Consider the following 16,929-nt stretch of genomic DNA (forward strand, 5'->3'; position numbering starts at 1 on the left):
GCCCCGACTACAGGCCAAACGCGCTCGATTCGTTCACGACCAACGCGAGCCTTGTCGCGCCGGAGTTCCAGATCCTGGACAGCGTCCTGGCCAACAAACTGCCGAACTTCTTCTACAGTATCCTGCCCAACAAGAAGCTGCCGGCCGACGGCAGATGGGACTCAGACACCCAGGTCAAATGGGAATATGATGAGCTCAAGGCGAAGCTGGTTCCCCCATCCGGCCCCCTCTCGGAAGTCCACACTCAGGAGCTGATCACCCATCTGAACCTCCTGCTCACCCACAACACGATGAGCACCGAGAACCTGGCCGTCATCGCGGCCGCTCTCGACGAACTGAAGAACGAACCGCAGGTGACCCGTGACGATCTCGTCGTCGCAGCCGTCTACCTCTTCTCGGTCTCACCCTCCAGCGCAATTCAGAAATAGCGAGAGCCCAAGCAATGAAATCCAAACCATCAGAAATCTCCCGCCGCTCCTTTCTCGGGCATGCAAGCTGCGCCGGAATCTCCGCAACACCGCTGATCTCCACCCTGCTCAACCTGAAGCTGGCGAACATCGCGGCGGCACAAGGAGCGGAGGCGGGCGACTACAAGGCATTGGTCTGCATATTCCTCGCAGGGGGGAACGATTCCTTCAACACGCTCATCCCAAGGAATCCTACCCGCTATGCCGATTACACCGCATCGCGCTCAGATCTGGCGCTTTCCTGGGACCCGGCCGCAAATGAGATCATCAATCTTTATCGGGACGGCATCCAGCAATGGTGGGGGGTGCACTCCGCGATGCCGGAAGTCGCTGATCTGTTCGATTCGGAGCGCCTCTCGTTTCTTGCGAACGTCGGAACGCTCACCAAGGCCGGAACCGATATCGACGATTTTTCAGGAAAGGTGAACCTCCCCCGTGGCCTGTTCTCGCACTCTGACCAGCAGCAGCAGTGGCAGACCTCCGTGTCTGACAATGCCAGCCGCTATGGATGGAGCGGCAGGATTGCCGACCTCCTGAGAGACGATCCCGGCCAGAATGCCAACTATTCGATGAACATTTCCCTCGGCGGGAACAACATCTGGCAGAACGGTGCGAATACCACGCAGTATCAGATCACCAGCAGTGGCAGCATCGGCAGATCGGACATCCTCACACAGACCGGCAAGTTCGCGATGCTGGGTGGCGCGGTCAACAGCCAGCTCGACCAAAACTATGTGAATCTCTTCGAAAAGTCGTTCGCCTCCATCAGCAAGGAAGCCATCGACGTCCACGAAGACTTCAAGAGCGCCGTGGGACAGAGGACGTTCACGACGCCCTTCCCGGTCCTGGACGCAAGCCGGGTCGGGGAAAACGGCGAGACCTTCGGAGCGGTTTCCTCGGCATGCAAGCAATTGGAGGAAATCGCCCGGACCATCGCCGCACACAACGAACTCGGCATGCGGAGGCAGACTTTTTTCGTCAAGCTCGGCGGCTATGACACCCACAGCAACGTCCTCCCGCGACACGCCGAGCTTATGAACCAGCTCAGCCGCTGTCTCGGCTACTTCGATTCCCTGATGACGGAACTCGGCATGCAGGACAATGTCACCACCTTTACCTCCTCGGACTTCGGGCGTTCCCTGGGCTCGAACTCGGGTGGCTCAGACCACGGATGGGGCGGCAACCAGATCATCACGGGCGGAGCGGTCAACGGCGGCATCATCCACGGCAACTTCCCCAACCTTTCCCTCGGTGCCGGGAACCCCCTCGACACCGGGCGGGGAAGACTGATTCCCACGACTTCGGTAGATCAGTATTTCCAGACCCTGGCTCACTGGTTCGGTGTGAGCCCATCCGACATGCCTTCCGTCCTGCCTAACATCGGCGAGTTCTACAGCGGCAGCGATGCGGCCCTGCCGTTCATGAAAGCAATCTGATCCCAATGTCAAAGCGTCTCTGCCTGCTTCTGGCGCTCTGCCTGATGGCCGCGATCGTGGCTATGATCGGGTTCGGCAACCGTGACTCCAAACCACCACCGGATTCCGCAACCTCTCCACCTGAAGCACCCGTATCGAAGACGGCCTCTGCGGAAGCGTCGGCAGCGGTGCCGGTGGATGATCCCGTTCAGGATACTTTCTATCCTTCTCCTGCCCGGCGGACTACCAGCCCGGACCTCGGCCCGAGGGATCTCGCAGCCGAGTCGCGCGCCTATACGGAAGTCGCGGTGAAGGCCTTCGAGGAGGACTTCGCCGCCCCAATGTCCGGTTTCCTCGGGTCGGAACCGACCAATCAGGAAGACGACCTGTTTCAGATCTTCACCATGCTGAAATACTTCGCCGAGACCCACGGAAAAGTCATGCCCATCGGCAATAACCTGGATATCACCCAGCAGTTGACCACATCCGGCAACGGCCAAGCCCGACCGCTGGCGAAAAACCATCCATCGATCAACGGTGACGGCGAGTTGGTCGACAGGTGGGGCACCCCCTACTTTTTTCATGCGATCTCCTCGCAGGAGATGGAGATCCGCTCCGCTGGCGCCGACATGCGCATGTACACCGGGGACGATTTGCTCTATCCCGCCAATCGCAGCTTCGAGGTCGATTGACAACAAACATCATCCCATGAAACGAAACATGACGACTCGAATCCTTGCCTGGCAGATGAGCCTGGCGTGGACCGGTGGTGTCGCGATGGCAGACGAAGCCTTGCCATGCAGAGAAGTCTTCGCAAAACGCATCATCCTACTGCCAAACGGAGCGGGCCGGCTCCGGTGCTGATTTACACCCACGGCGGAGGCTGGGCAGCGGGCGACAAGCAAAGCGCGGCACGGGGGGCTTTGCCTCCCTGTTCAAAAGGCTCACATCTGAGGGATTCGCAGTTGCCGCAGTCGACTGCCGGCTCTTCGAGCAAGGTGGCACGGTCTTCGTGCCGCAATGTATCGAAGATTGCAAGGACGCTGACCGTTATCTGGCGAAGTACGCGGATGAACTGGGCCTTGCGGCGGATCGATTTCTCGCCATGGGGGACTCGGCCGGCGGACACCTCGCCCTGCTAGTGGCCCTGATGCCTCCCGGCGAACTACCGGGCGACCCAGCGCTGCAGGCACAGCCTTATACAATGAAGGCGGGGTGCTCTTGGCATGGCTTTACCAGCGTGCAGTGGGAAGAGCTCTATGAGAAACCTGGCGATCACCAGAACGCCCCTGCCGGAACCGTGGCGAGAGTCGTGAAGCCCGGAGTGAACGACGATATGCGCACTGCTCTTGGAACAGATGAGCCCGTCGACATGGTTAAAGGAAGACTCCCCACCGCTTCTCCTCCTCAATGGTGACGAGGACAGGGCCGTTAGTGTACGCCATGCGAATTTCTTCCGCAGGCCTGGCGGACAAGAAGGGCGCCAGGGTGGCCGTGGAGATCGTCACAGGCGGCGCTCATAACTGGCACAAGAACCCCACAGGACCCACCAGCCCCACTACCGAAGAAATCGTGGAGCAAACGTTGTAGTTCCTTCTCCGGCACCGCTAGAATCCATGCGAAGCACGAATCCCTGCCGCAAATCCAACGAAATGAGTGGAGTCTTGGTCCAATTCGATCAGGATGCTCCGATGCTGGAAGACAACCCGCACCATGCGATCACTTTTCAGACCAAAACCAACTCATCCGAAGAACCATGAACCCGATATCCCTCTCTCCTCTTGCCCTAGTCGGTCTCACTGCCATCGCCCTCGCGCAGGAGCCCGAACCTTCTCAGGAGCGGCCACCGCTCAAGCCACTCCCCTATGAACTGGTCGAGAAATTCGACACCAACAAGGATGGGGCCGTAGGTCGAACCGAGCGTGCCGCTCAGAATGAGGCCATCATCACCGCGATGCAGGAACGAAGGAAATTTCTGATCCGGAAATACGACCTCAACCAAAACGGCGAGATCGACAAGGACGAAGCAATGGCGATTTTCGTGGCGACCTGGGACAAGGATGGTGACGGCGCCCTGAGCCAGCCAGAGAAGAAGGCTTCGAAGGAGGCCAGGGACAGGCAAAAGGCAGTTCTCGCCACCGAGAACTGAACCGGCCTCCGGAAGTCACGCCGCGAGGGCACGGGGAAATCCGAAGCCCACCACGCAAAGAGCCGGCAACCCGATACAGGCTGCCAGCTCCATGAGTCCGGAGAAAACCCATTAACTCCGGAACAAGGTTTATGGATAGGGATTCCCGCTTCCAGCCGGCACGAGGACGTAGAATCGAGCATCGGCAGCCACATTGTCCTCCACGACGGCAGGCGAACTCGATATATCGGAGGCGACGAGCGACCATGAGGTGGCCAGCAAGGTGTCGGAGGCGTAGGCATCCACATTCCCGGCGGAGGTGAAGGCGAGGGTCACCATCTTGGTGCCCGGATTCGTTCCCGGCCCGGTGGTAATGCTGTCGATCACAATATCCCCTGAGCCAATACCGATGATGGTGCCGCCGTCCGGAGTTTCAAAGATGACACCGAGAGGCAGGGTAGCTCCGCTCAAGTTCAAGGTGCCGTCACCCTTAAGCACGATGGTGCTGCCGTCGAATCCACTCAGGTCCGCAGACACGGCTACCGAGTCCGGGGCGTCCACCGTGAAGACGAGATCCGAGTCGACATCCCAGGTCACGTTGTCGACAATGGTCTTGATCTCGACATCCGAGAGTCCAGCCGGATCGAATCCAAAGCCGGCACCTGCGGCGACGCTGGTGGTCAATCCGTTATCGGGGCTGGCCGCTGCCTGGCCCAAGACCAGGCAGCCTTCATTCACCTGTGTGGTGCCGGTGTAGCTGTTGGTGCCATTCAGGATCAGTGCGCCGGTTGACGACTTCACGAGGTCTCCACTGCCGGAGACGTCCCCGTTAAGCGTCTGGTTAGCACTGCTCTTGTATTCGAAGACGCCGTCGTTGTTGATGTTACTGCCGTTGCTCCCAAAGGTAAGCCTCCCGGCTCCAGCGATTTCGAGAGCTCCGGAAGAGATCGTGACGGCGTTGGAGTCCAGCAGGTTGTTGGATGTATTCGTAAGAGAAATTGTGCCAGCGCCCTCCTTGATGATCGAGCCACGATCATGATTCGCCGAGACCTCAAGATCCACATCGTCATCGCCAACAGCAACGACGTATTTAATCGTCCTGATGTTCTGCATGTTATAGCCGGATCCGCTGACTGTGTTGGTCGAACCGCCGGTGGTCGCGATCGTGCTGGTGGTCTGGAAAATATTGTTTCCACTCAGGTTGATGGTCCCTCCGCCGCCGGAGTCGAAGGTAAACGTCCTAGCTTGGAACACCGTAGATTGTCCGGAAGCAACAATCTCAAGCGTGGATCCGCTATTGATTTCAAAATTCCCTGCTCCCCAAGTCTTGAGGCCTGTGTCGTTCAGCAGAGTGAGAGTCCCTCCATCAACCTTGGTGAGACCAGTGTACAACGAATCAAACTCGACCGTTAGTTTTCCGGATCCGAATTTGGTCAGGCCGCCGGTGTTGGAATCGGCAAGTAGACTGGCCAGCGTTACATCCTGACCGTTGGTATCAAAGCTCATGGTGCCACCGCTGTCCTGGATGCGCGGACTGTAGTCGGTTGCCGCGCTGTTGGCGGTGTACTGGAGCGTGCCGCCGCCAAACGAAATGGCTCCGCCATTGCCCAGCGCGCCTGAGCTGGCGGCCACATCGGCTGCATCCGCCTGAAGGATGCCACTCCCGTTGATTTCGGTGGTTCCCGTGTAGGTGTTCGCACTGGCGAGCGCGAGAATGCCCCCGCCTTCCATGGTGAGCCCGGTCAAACCACTGATATCGGAACCCGAGAAGGTATAGTCGTTGGAGGAGTCCACCAGGACACTGCCGGGGGAAACGGTGCTGGCGATATTGACAGGGCCGGCTCCCGCAGTGGGAAAAACGACACCGTCACCATCGTCGTAGGTCTCGCCACTCCAGCTGGTCGAATCCGGGTTGGTCCAGTCCGAGTCGGTACTTGCATCCCAAACAATTGGTGGCAGCGGAATGCTCACGATCACCACCCTTGCGAAACCAGCAACAGCGTCCTGCTCGAAGTAATAGTTGATACCTTCCGTTCCCGCAAATCCTGTCAGGGTAACGTTCCCCGGATCAATACCTGTCGTGAAATCATTATAGGTCAACAAATCAACCACACCTGGTCCTCCCGTGTAGGATGATCCGTCGACGGTCAGACTGAGGAGACCCAGGTCAGCCGATCCTGATCCGGTGATTGGGGTGACACCGGCTGCACCCACTGTGAATTCGACCTCCCACTCCGACGAGCCGACGTCAAGATTGTCGAGAGTCACGGTCGCAGTATCACCCGTGATCGACAATACTCCCCCACCAGACCCTGCCCCCAATACCGAACCGCCCAGAGCTTCCAATGTTGCGTTATTGCTGACATTAATATTTCCATTCAGCGTCACCGTGTCGGATGTGCCACCCAAGCCCGTCACCTCCATCGCGCCGCCTGTCAGGTTCACTTCTGCTGCCGTATTGTTCGTACTGAAGAGTTTGATCTCTCCTGTAGCTCCGGCGTCTGCGTCATTGAGAGTAAAAGTGCCCGCAGTTACATTTATTGATCCACCTGCGGCACTTGTGTTGCTGGGGCCATTCGCCGTACGCTCAATGGCACCCGATGTCCCGTTTGAAGCGGCTGAGTTGACAGTGAGAGAGCTTGAGGCGTCATCTACATTGACGACAGCATTCGCCTGAATCTTCATGGAAGTGGTTGAGAATGTGCCTCCACTTACATTGAAAGTAGTTGTGTTGTTTCGCTGACCTACATCGATGCGTCCACTCGATGTCAATGTGCCTCCGGTACTAATGTTCAGCGTAGTGCTAATTCCGACACCCGTTCCCATGAGCACGTCTATGACTTCGCGGCTGTCAGAAACAATGAGTGTTGCGCCGTTAACACTGAAAAAGGCTCTATCCGCGAATCCGGGCACGCTATCAGCATTCCAGTTGTCCCCGTCTTCCCACAGGGCCGGGTCAACCCCATCACCATTGTAGATAACATTGGCCGCATGCAACGAAGCCACCGGTAACAGCGCGGTCAGCAGCAAGGAGCCAATAGTTTTTTGCAAATTTGGATTTTTTTTCATTTCAGGGTTTGGTTCAACCGTTGCTTCCCCGGACTACTGGGGAAAAGAGATTTTCATGAGGTCGCTTCTTTAGCGGGTCGGAGCCGGACTTTCAGGAGTCTCCTCGCATGCTCTGGCTACTCCAGTGTTCACATGGGATTTCTGAGGAATCAAACGAAGTCAATTTGTGGCGCTTATCGCCTTGCGTAGCACAAGCTACCCCAGCGACTTTGGATTAGGATATCCTCATTTTGTAGGAGGTTCCGGAATCATTCGGATACCCGGGATCCAGAGGAAAACCTCCGATACCCCTGAGCAGTGCGGTTTTGAATGGCAAACCAAAAGGCTTCTGCCGACTTCCGGCTGGCGGATGGGAGCGTCCCGGGAGGGATCCGACCAATTCTGCGCCAGTCAAACCGGGTGGCTCGCTCTCTCTTGAAGCAGGATCCACCAAATTCCTCAGTAGGCTGCCCGCCAGTCCGTCAGACAATCCGCAAACCCCTCCGCCTTACCTGCATCCTCAAAAATGAGGATAGGCAAGGGGTATCCACAACCTGCACCCTAAAGGCCGGAGTAGCACCGGGAGATCCCGGTCGCCCTGCCATTTCTCAAGAATCATGAAACTGACGATGAACCGACAATCCCCGAAGCGCTGCATATTGATACTGGCCGCTCTGGGCTTATACTCTCCCATGCTCGCGCAGGAGATGGACGAAATGTGGGGCGAATCCGTCGTCAAACTGCGTGCCGCGGATGCAGAACGCGGCCAGCTCTTTGAAGAAGGAAACTATGCGATGTTCATTCACTGGGGACTCTATTCCCAACTGGCCAACAAGGTCGAAGGGGAGACCTACTATGGTATTGGTGAATGGATCATGAACCCTCGAATGGCCGGAATCCCCATTCCCGAGTACAAGGCGCTAGCCAAAACCTTCAATCCCTCCAAGTTCGACGCCAAGGCAATCGCGCAGCTCGCCAAGGATGCCGGCATGAAATACATCGTCATCACCAGCAAGCACCACGATGGCTTCGCGATGTACGACTCGAAGTCGAATGACTTCAACGTGGTCAAAGCCACACCATACAAGCACGACCCGATGAAGGACCTCGCCAAGGCGTGCAAGGAAGTGGGTATCGGCTTCGGCTTCTACTATTCGCACAACCAGGACTGGACCTTCCCGGGCGGCAACGGTGGACCAAAAAGGGACGCAGGGGGCAATCCCGCCAACTTCGACGACTACTTTGCTGAAAAGTGTCTGCCGCAGGTGAAGGAGATTACCAGCGAATACGGACCGATTGAAATTGTCTGGTTCGACACGCCAGGCAACATGCCCAAGAATTACGTCGAGGAACTTGTGGCCGTAGTGCGCAAAAACCAGCCCAATGCCATGATCTGCGGTCGCGCCGGCCACGGCCTTGGAGACTATCAGTCGCTCGGCGATATGGAGGTCCCGGCTGCCAATGAGGAAGGTCTATGGGAAACCGTCGACACCACAAACGATTCCTGGGCCTATGCCTGGTACGACCAGAACTGGAAGGCTCCCAAGCTCATTCTCGAACGCCTGATCGCCACGGTGGCGCGGGGCGGCACCTACATGCTCAACATCGGACCGCGCGGCGACGGGTCGGTTCCTGAGAACGCCGCGGCTACGCTGCGCATGGCGGGCGACTGGATTCACCGCTACCCCCAGGTCGTCTATGGTACCGACGCCTCGCCGTGGGAGCACGCCCTGCCATGGGGTGACGTCACGGTGAAAAACAACACGCTGTTCCTCTCCGTATCCAAGTGGCCTGCCTCCGGCGAACTCTACTTACCTGGGCTCAAAACCGACATCAAGTCCGCTAGGCTACTGATGGGCACCGATTCTGAAACACTCGATTACCGGGTGGAGAACGGCTGGACCTGTTTCACCGTTCCGGCCGCAGCGCCCGATAAACTCATCTCCGTGATCCAGGTGGACCTCGAGGGCAAGCCCGAGGCGGATCCCTGCTTCGGAGTCGACCCGGATACCACCACCGAGATCCTTTCGGAGTTCGCCGTCGTCAAGGGAGCGAGCAAGAAGTCTAGGAAGTGGATGGAGAAGTTCGGTGAGTGGAAACACTGTACCCAGATCTCCGATTGGGAGACCGACGGTGCCGCCACTTGGGAAGTGAACATCCTCAAGCCGGGCAACTATCAGGTCGACCTCACCTACGCAGGCGAACCGCGTCTGGTTTGGAGGGTCGGCATCCAAGGTGGTGAGACCATTCAGAACCAACAGAACGCCTCGCACAACTACCAGAAATTCCAAATCGGTTGGCTGAATTTCCCCAAGCCCGGAAAATACAAGGTGAACGCCAGCTGCATCGAAGGAGATCCCAAGACGGCCAGCTTGAAGTCCATCACGTTCACCGCCATCCCGACCAGCCCATCACCAGAGGACAAGGTCAGCTCGAACTGAACAAGCCCACCCAATGTCGATGGCCCTCACCATGCATCTCCTACGGGCCAGCCGCCGCCAAAATATCTTCAGCCCATCGATTCAAGCCCACCAAACCTGCCGAGCCCTCCAATGGATTGACGCCAATCACCACAGCACTGAAGCTTAGGCACGCGAAGGCCTTTCCCAACCCCGGGCATCCCGTAGATCCCGCAAGCTTCAGAATAATGAACCCAGTCCGGAAACTCGCGGCATTCATCCTCCTGGTGGCTACGATGCCGGTGATTGCAGCCTCGGAGGATCCCGAGGACGGGATTCAGACGCGCTCGTTGCCGGGCTTGAAACAGCGGCTGGCTGCCGTGGACAGCGAACTCGACCAACTTGCCTCGCTCAGCCTGCTAAGTGGTGTCGGCCCGGTAGGCTACCGCTCTGATACCCACGAATCTCCCACTGAAAAGGAATCGATTCAGATCGAACTCGGAAACGAGGAAACCATTGACCAGATCGTCCTAATCCCGAGCCTCTGGCGCGACACCAAGACGGGATTCCGAGCCGATGGCTTCCCGGTCGAGTTTCGAATCCTTGTCGGCACCCGCGGGCACCCCTCTGGAAAGGTTCTGGCTACATTTGATTCCTCCGACAACCTGTTGCCGCGGATTGCCCCACTTGTGGTCCCATGCACGGGAACGATCGCATCCTGGGTGCGGGTGGAGACGATTATGATGTCACCCCGTGCTTGGGACGGACTATACACCCTCCAGCTTTCCGAGATCCTCGTTTTCAGCGGCGAAGAGAATATCGCACTTAGGCAACCAGTAGACGTCTCCTCAACTAAAGCTACCAGTGGGCCGGGTTGGAACAAAAAATTCCTAGTGGATGGTTTTGTGCCCTACCTGATGGACGCCGCAAGCGGCGAGCAGAGCGTCGCATTTGTGAGCCAAATCGGAATTGGGAACACACCGTTCCTCACGATGGACCTCGGTGAGGTCGAGCAACTGGATCGCATTCATTATCATGCCATCGATCTTAGCGACACCGTCCCTCAGGCAATCCCCGATGACTTCGGTGTGCCTGGAAAGATCTTGCTGGAAGGAGCTAATCAATCGGATTTTTCGGATGCAAAACCAATGGTCCAGATTCGCTTGGATTCGATTTATGATAAGGGAGCGATCATCATGCGGCGCTTCCCCGCAATCGCCTGCCGCTATGTTAGGCTGACCGCCTCCGATCCTTACATCTTTAGGCATCCGCGAATCACGGGCACCCAGTTCGGTGCCGCGGAGATTGAGTTCTTTGCCGATGGCCGGAATGTAGCATACGGTAGAACATTTGAGGCAGATTTTCCAGCGGGCGGTCCTCCTCGATTGTTTGCGGCGTTGACAGATGGTCGTAATCTCTATGGTGAAATCCTAGCTACAAGAAATTGGCTGAACCAACTCGCCAAACGTCACGATTTGGAAGTGGAGCGTCCCATGATCATTGCTGAATTAGATCGTCGCTATTCCCGCCAAAGAGCCAATTTGGATAAATTGGGCTGGCTGGTAGCCTTTCTCGCCGTCGGAATCGTTTTCACCATTCTCATCGATCGAATCATTCGCATGCGTCAAATCGCCCGAATTCGGGTACGCCTCGCAGCTGACCTCCATGACGAACTGGGAGCCAATCTTCACACCATTGGTCTGTTAGGCGACCTCATTTCAGGTGCGCGCGATTCGCCGGAAGAAATTGATACACTCTCCAGGCGAATCCGCTCGGAAACTGATCGATCCAGCATCGCAGTAAGGCACTGCAGCAACATGTTGGCGGCCAAGGAACTCTACCAAGACATCCTTGCGGAAATGCAGAGGGCATCCAACCGGATCATGGCGAGACTCGAACACGAGATTTTAATCGAAGGGGAGGAGCACATCAAAGCACTCGCTCCGAGAACCCGCGCCGATCTGTTTCTATTTTATAAGGAATGCCTGATCAACATTAGTCGTCACTCTGGAGCATCCAAGTATACCACCGAACTCAAGGCCACCGCCAAGGAAATTCATTTAAAGATCAGTGACAACGGCCGCGGATTAGATACATCGGAGAAAAAGAAAGTGCCTTCCTCTCTCAAGCGCAGGTCGAAATTGCTGGGAGCTACCGTCAAGGTCGGCAGCCCTCCGGAAGGCGGAACTCACATCGAACTGAATCTTCGTACCCGCATATGGGGGATCAAAAGAAAATAATAATCCGATGAATCGAAAAATCCGCATCATGATGGTCGAAGACCACCCGGAATACCGGGACATCGTCGAATTCGCCCTGAACAAGGAGCCCGACATGGAAATCGTCGGCCAGTTCGGAACCTCCGAGCGGGCCCTGCGCAGCATGCGGGGTTGTGAGGATCGAAAGGAACCGGACGTCATTCTGCTCGATCTGCATCTGCCCGGGATGAACGGTTTGGAGGCAATCCCTTGTTTCAGCACCGAGTTCCCAGAAGCCAGGATCATCATCCTCACCCAGTCAGATCGGGAAGACGACCTGCTTCAGGCGATCATGCTCGGTGCCAACGGCTACCTTCTGAAATCATCAACGGTGAAACAACTCACAGAAGGCATTCGTACTGTCATGGACGGAGGGGCATCACTGGATTCCAAACTCGCGAAGTTCGTCCTGACCACGCTGAAGAACAAGATGCCGCCGAGTGAAATCGATCAACTGCTCACGAAGCGGGAATTGGAAGTCCTGTCATTGCTTGCCGAAGGTTGCGTGAAAAAGGAAATCGCCGACAAGCTTGGAATTAGCCTCACCACGGTCGTCTCACATGTCACACACATCTACAGCAAGCTCCACGCGCCGAACGCTCCCGCCGCCATCGCCAAAGCCTTTCAGTTGGGTATCCTGCCGCTCGATGGGATGAATTGATCACCGCACGGTAACAGAGTGGAAAACAATCCAAATATCCGAGCGAGCCGGACATGTCCTGCCAGGACAACGGAGAAGTCCCCGCCATGGTCGCCGGCGTCGAAATCCCCGCACAACATCAACCCCTTCGATGAAAGGACAATCTTCGTTCCTCTCGAATCGAAAGCTGTCCCAGCAATGAAAATCCTACTGCTCTCCCTCGCCTTTCTCGTCCCCTCACTCCGCGCCGCGGAAAACTTTATCGTCATCCTCGCCGACGACCTCGGCTACGGCGACCTTGGTTGCTACGGATCGGGAACCATCAAAACCCCGAATCTCGACCGCCTCGCCACAGAGGGCCGGAAATTCACCGACTGCCTGGTCCCGAGTTCCCTCTGCTCCCCTTCCCGGGCCGGGCTTCTCACCGCTTGTTACCCGAAGCGCGTCGGTCTCCAGAAGGGAGTCCTCTTTCCGCTCTCCAAGATCGGCCTGAATCCGGCGGAATTTACCATCGCTGATTATTTCAAGTCCCTCGACTACGCCACCGCCTGCATCGGGAAATGGCATCTAGGTCACCTCCCGGAGGTCCTGCCAAGAGCCAACGGCTTCGACTACTACTACGGCATCCCCTACTCGAACGACATGAACCACCCGGATAACTCAAACCGGGTGGATCGGATTGCTGACGAAAGCTGGCTCCATCAAGACGAGTGGGTAAAAAAATGGAATACCCCCCTGATCAAAAACGAGGAGATCATCGAGCTCCCGGTCAACCAACGCACCATCACCCGCCGCTACACCGACAAGGCCATCGACTTTGTTAGAGAGAACAAAGCTAAACCCTTCTTCCTCTACCTGCCTCACTCCATGCCTCACGTCCCTCTCTTCGTTCCAGAGGACGCCACTGACCCCGACCCGAAGAACGCCTACAAGGCCGTCGTCGAGCACCTGGACAAGGAAATCGGCCGCCTCGTCGATGAGATCCGTTCTCTCGGCCTCTCCGAAAGAACATGGATCATCTTCACTAGTGACAACGGCCCCGCCATCCACCTCGGCCACCATGGCGGCCTCGCCCTGCCACTGCGTGGCGGCAAGGGCGCGAGCTTCGAGGGCGGACAGCGTGTCCCCCTCATCGTCTGGGCACCCGGCCGCGTGCCCGCTGGAACCTCCACAAACAACCTGATTACCACCATCGACCTGCTTCCCTCCCTCGCCTCACTCAGCGGAGAAGCCCTGCCCGATGAAAATCTCATCGATGGCATGGACCTTTCCCACCTTCTGACCGCAGAGGACGGCCCCTCGCGCACCGAATTCCTCTACTATGGACCGCAAGGCGATTTGGAGGGCATCCGCAAGGGCGATTGGAAACTCCGCAAAACCACACGCGACGGCCTCATGCTTTTCAACTTGGCCGAAGACATCCGCGAAAGGAAAAATCTCGCCAAAACTCATCCTGAAATGATCGCCGACCTCACTGCACGAATGAAAGAACTCGATGCGGAGGTCACCGCCGGCGCACGCCCCGTCTGGACCAAGGGCGGCTGAGAATTGCCATGAAACCTATCCTCATCACCCTGCTGGGCATTCTCGCATCCCTTCCCGTCATTGCCGGCAAGCCGAATTTCATCATTATCTTCACCGATGACCAAGGCTACAACGACCTCGGCTGCTTCGGCTCCGAGAAAATCAAGACGCCGAACATCGACCGCCTTGCCACCGAAGGAAGGAAGTTCACCAGCTTCATGGTCCCGAGCTCTGTCTGCTCTCCCTCACGCGCCGCCCTGCTCACCGGCTGCTACCCGAAGCGCGTCGGCCTCCACAAGCACGTCATCTTCCCTGCCAATGACTACGGTCTGAACCCCAAGGAATTCACCATTCCCCGGCTTTTCAAATCCCTCGGCTATGTCACGGCCTGCATCGGGAAATGGCACCTCGGCCACCGCCCGGCCGTACTGCCCACAGCGCATGGCTTCGACAGCTACTTCGGCATCCCCTACTCGAACAACATGAACCACCCGGATCACTCCTTCAGCGACAATCCCTTCGCCGACAAGATCTGGACGGACCCGGCGAAATGGACGAAGAAATTCAACGTCCCCCTAATGGAGGGAACCGAAATCATCGAACTCCCCGTTGACCAACGCACCATCACGAGCCGCTATACGGACCGCGCCATCAGCTTCATCACGGAAAACAAGGATAAGCCCTTCTTCCTATATCTAGCCCACACCATGCCCCACGTCCCCCTCTTCGTGCCGGACGAGGCAAGGAATCCAGACGTGAAAAACGCCTACACCTGCGTCATCGAGCATCTGGACACCGAGATCGGCCGCATGATGAAAACTGTCCGCGAGCTCGGCCTCGCTGATGACACCTTCGTCATCGTCACCAGCGACAACGGCCCCGCCCCTAACTCACGGAACTTCGGTGGAAGCGCCTTCCCCCTCCGTGGGGCCAAGGCGAGCCCTTTCGAGGGCGGCCAGCGTGTCCCTTGCATCATCTGGGCGCCCGGCCGCATCCCCGCCGGCACCGAGACGGGTGAACTTGTATCCTCCATGGATCTGCTTCCCTCCGTCGCGGCCATCCTCGGCACCGAGCTGCCGGCCGACCGGATAATCGACGGCATCGACCTTTCGTCCACCATCACCGGCACCCCCAAGAAAGGCCGCACCGAATTCATCTATTACTCCGCACACGGTGTCCTCCAGGGCTTTCGTCAGGGCGATTGGAAGTTGCTCACTAAAGGAGTCCGCGGCGTTAAAGAGACCAGTCTCTTCAACCTCGCCAACGATGTGGAAGAAATGAAGAATCTCGCCTCAAAAGAACCCGAAAAGGTCAACCAGCTCAACGCCCGCATGCGGGAGCTCGATACCGAGATCACCACCAACGCAAGACCCGTCTGGCAGGAGAAATAGTCCGCACGCGCACTCTTACTGCGGGTCTCGTTTTACCGGGACGGATTGAGGGAGTCCGGAAACCCAGGATGGTCCGGCGCCTTCTTGGTGAGCCAGCGCAGGCCAAAACCTGCTGTATATCCTACGAAATGAGGATATTCGAATCCTCCCCTTGGGTTAACCTCGAGCAGATTCCCGGTCGAGCTATCAACTCCTTGAACCTCAAAAACCAACCGCAGTGAAATCCATTCATCTATAAGCCTCTGAATGAAAACAAACAACACCATCAAAGGACTGATCATTGGTGCGTGCATCGGAGCGAGCTTTGCCATAGCCGCCGAAATCAAGCCGGAAACCGATTCCGAATTTGGGCAGCGGATGCAATGGTTCAACGACGCCCAGTTCGGCCTGTTCATCCACTATGGAGTCTACAGCGTCCTCGGCGGCGAGTGGCAGGGCAAGGCGACCCGCGCCTACGCCGAATGGATTCAAGCCAATTCGAAAATCCCGAGCGACAAGTATTACCCGCTGGCCGCCCAATTCAATCCGGAGAAACTTGACGCCGATGAATGGGTCAAGACCGCCAAAGAAGCAGGGATGACCTATATGGTGATCACCACCAAACACCATGAAGGCTTCTGCCTGTGGGACAGCGACTACACCGAATACGATCTCGGTGAGGCGACAAGCTTCGACCGCGATATCCTGGCGGAGCTCAAGGCGGCATGCGACAAATACGGGATCAAGTTCGGCACCTACTACTCGATCATCGATTGGCACCACCCCTCGCAGCGCGCTAGGATTGCCAGTTCCCGTCCCGGGATCAACGACAAGGAAGCGTATGTCGATTACATGAAGAAGCAACTGAAGGAACTGATCGATAACTATCAGCCTGCGGTCATGTGGTTCGATGGGGATTGGGTGCCTTGGTGGACCCTTGAGGACGGTGCGGATCTCTACAACTATCTCCGGGAGCTGGATCCAAAGCTGGTGATCAACAACCGGGTCTCGAAGCGCCACGAGTTCAAAAAGGATTTCGGAACACCGGAGCAGAACACGCCGGGCGGAGCGCTGGACCACTATTGGGAGGCTTGTTGGACGATCAACAAGACATGGGGCTACAAAAAGGCTGACAAGACCTGGAAAAGCAAGGAGGACTTGATCGAGAAGCTGATCGATATCAATACAAAGGGTGGCAATTTATTGCTGAACGTGGGCCCCATGCCCGATGGTACCTGGCAGCAAGAGGCCACCGACCGGCTCAAGGCGATGGGAAACTGGATCAGCGGTCACGAAGAGTCCGTTTACGATAGTGAATTCGTGGAAATCCCCACCCCGGCATGGGGTCGGGTCTCCCGGAAGAAGGGTTCAACCGCCCAACAAGGTGAACTGTTCGCATTTATCTTCGATCGGCCGGAAAGTGGCAAACTTGCCTTCGAGGCGATCACTCCGGGAACCATGTCGGTGAAGTCCTACCAAGGGGATCCGCTCCCGGCACGAAATCTTGAAAAAGGTGTCGAAATCGATCTCAGCTCGCTTCCTCAGAGCGAAGGTCCGTTGGTGGTCCGGATTCAGTATCGCGATGGCTTGAAGATTCACCGTGTGACTCCAAAGAAAAACGCACCCAAACCCAAGAAAGAGAAGCTCTCGATCGACGGGCGGTAGCGGAAGAACGGTCGC

The 16,929-nt window shown here is 57.0% G+C and carries 14 protein-coding genes; 13 read left to right on the plus strand and 1 reads right to left on the minus strand.

Translation table 11 applies throughout. The annotated features are described in order from the left end of the window. The 7 genes from WBG04_RS02840 to WBG04_RS02870 form a co-directional block, all read left to right on the plus strand. The coding region (locus tag WBG04_RS02840) for a hypothetical protein (protein WP_424312843.1) at positions 1-428 on the plus strand (428 nt) is incomplete at its 5' end. 14 nt (positions 429-442) lie between these two features. Beyond that, entirely contained in the window at positions 443-1,903 is a 1,461-nt protein-coding gene (locus WBG04_RS02845) for a DUF1501 domain-containing protein (protein WP_424312844.1), read from the plus strand. A 5-nt stretch (positions 1,904-1,908) separates the two neighbouring features. Beyond that, positions 1,909-2,574: a hypothetical protein gene (locus tag WBG04_RS02850; protein ID WP_424312845.1), complete on the plus strand. Its 666-nt coding sequence runs from the start codon at positions 1,909-1,911 to the stop codon at positions 2,572-2,574. A 16-nt stretch (positions 2,575-2,590) separates the two neighbouring features. Then, positions 2,591-2,746 (plus strand): hypothetical protein, encoded by a 156-nt coding sequence (locus WBG04_RS02855; protein ID WP_424312864.1) that lies wholly within the window; start codon positions 2,591-2,593, stop codon positions 2,744-2,746. A gap of 19 nt (positions 2,747-2,765) precedes the next feature. Continuing rightward, a complete protein-coding gene (locus WBG04_RS02860) occupies positions 2,766-3,299 on the plus strand; it encodes an alpha/beta hydrolase fold domain-containing protein (protein WP_424312863.1) in 534 nt (177 codons plus the stop codon). A 26-nt stretch (positions 3,300-3,325) separates the two neighbouring features. Continuing rightward, positions 3,326-3,472: a hypothetical protein gene (locus tag WBG04_RS02865; RefSeq protein WP_424312846.1), complete on the plus strand. Its 147-nt coding sequence runs from the start codon at positions 3,326-3,328 to the stop codon at positions 3,470-3,472. A 166-nt stretch (positions 3,473-3,638) separates the two neighbouring features. After that, the gene (locus tag WBG04_RS02870) at positions 3,639-4,031 is read left to right on the plus strand and encodes a hypothetical protein (protein ID WP_424312847.1); all 393 of its coding nucleotides are present in this window, start codon (positions 3,639-3,641) and stop codon (positions 4,029-4,031) included. Between the two features lie 129 nt (positions 4,032-4,160). Here the strand turns inward: WBG04_RS02870 and WBG04_RS02875 are convergent, their stop codons facing one another. Further along, a complete protein-coding gene (locus WBG04_RS02875) occupies positions 4,161-7,061 on the minus strand; it encodes a beta strand repeat-containing protein (RefSeq protein ID WP_424312848.1) in 2,901 nt (966 codons plus the stop codon). 689 nt (positions 7,062-7,750) lie between these two features. On the opposite strand from WBG04_RS02875, the gene WBG04_RS02880 reads away from it, so the two are divergent. From WBG04_RS02880 to WBG04_RS02905, 6 genes are all read left to right on the plus strand, one after another. After that, entirely contained in the window at positions 7,751-9,499 is a 1,749-nt protein-coding gene (locus WBG04_RS02880) for an alpha-L-fucosidase (RefSeq protein WP_424312849.1), read from the plus strand. A 698-nt stretch (positions 9,500-10,197) separates the two neighbouring features. Beyond that, complete coding sequence (locus WBG04_RS02885) at positions 10,198-11,697, plus strand: sensor histidine kinase (protein WP_424312850.1); 1,500 nt, start codon at positions 10,198-10,200, stop codon at positions 11,695-11,697. A 7-nt stretch (positions 11,698-11,704) separates the two neighbouring features. After that, positions 11,705-12,376, plus strand: coding sequence for a response regulator (locus WBG04_RS02890; protein ID WP_424312851.1), 672 nt, complete (start codon positions 11,705-11,707; stop codon positions 12,374-12,376). Positions 12,377-12,553: 177 nt separating this feature from the next. Next, complete coding sequence (locus WBG04_RS02895) at positions 12,554-13,900, plus strand: sulfatase family protein (protein ID WP_424312852.1); 1,347 nt, start codon at positions 12,554-12,556, stop codon at positions 13,898-13,900. 8 nt (positions 13,901-13,908) lie between these two features. After that, positions 13,909-15,270, plus strand: a complete 1,362-nt coding sequence (locus tag WBG04_RS02900; RefSeq protein WP_424312853.1) for a sulfatase family protein — start codon at positions 13,909-13,911, stop codon at positions 15,268-15,270. Between the two features lie 246 nt (positions 15,271-15,516). Then, positions 15,517-16,914 carry an alpha-L-fucosidase gene (locus tag WBG04_RS02905; protein WP_424312854.1) on the plus strand — a complete coding sequence of 466 codons (1,398 nt, stop codon included), beginning with the start codon at positions 15,517-15,519 and terminating at the stop codon, positions 16,912-16,914. Positions 16,915-16,929 lie beyond the last annotated feature (15 nt).

The organism is Haloferula sp., assembly GCF_049672945.1.
Taxonomy (GTDB): Bacteria; Verrucomicrobiota; Verrucomicrobiia; order Verrucomicrobiales; family Akkermansiaceae; genus Haloferula.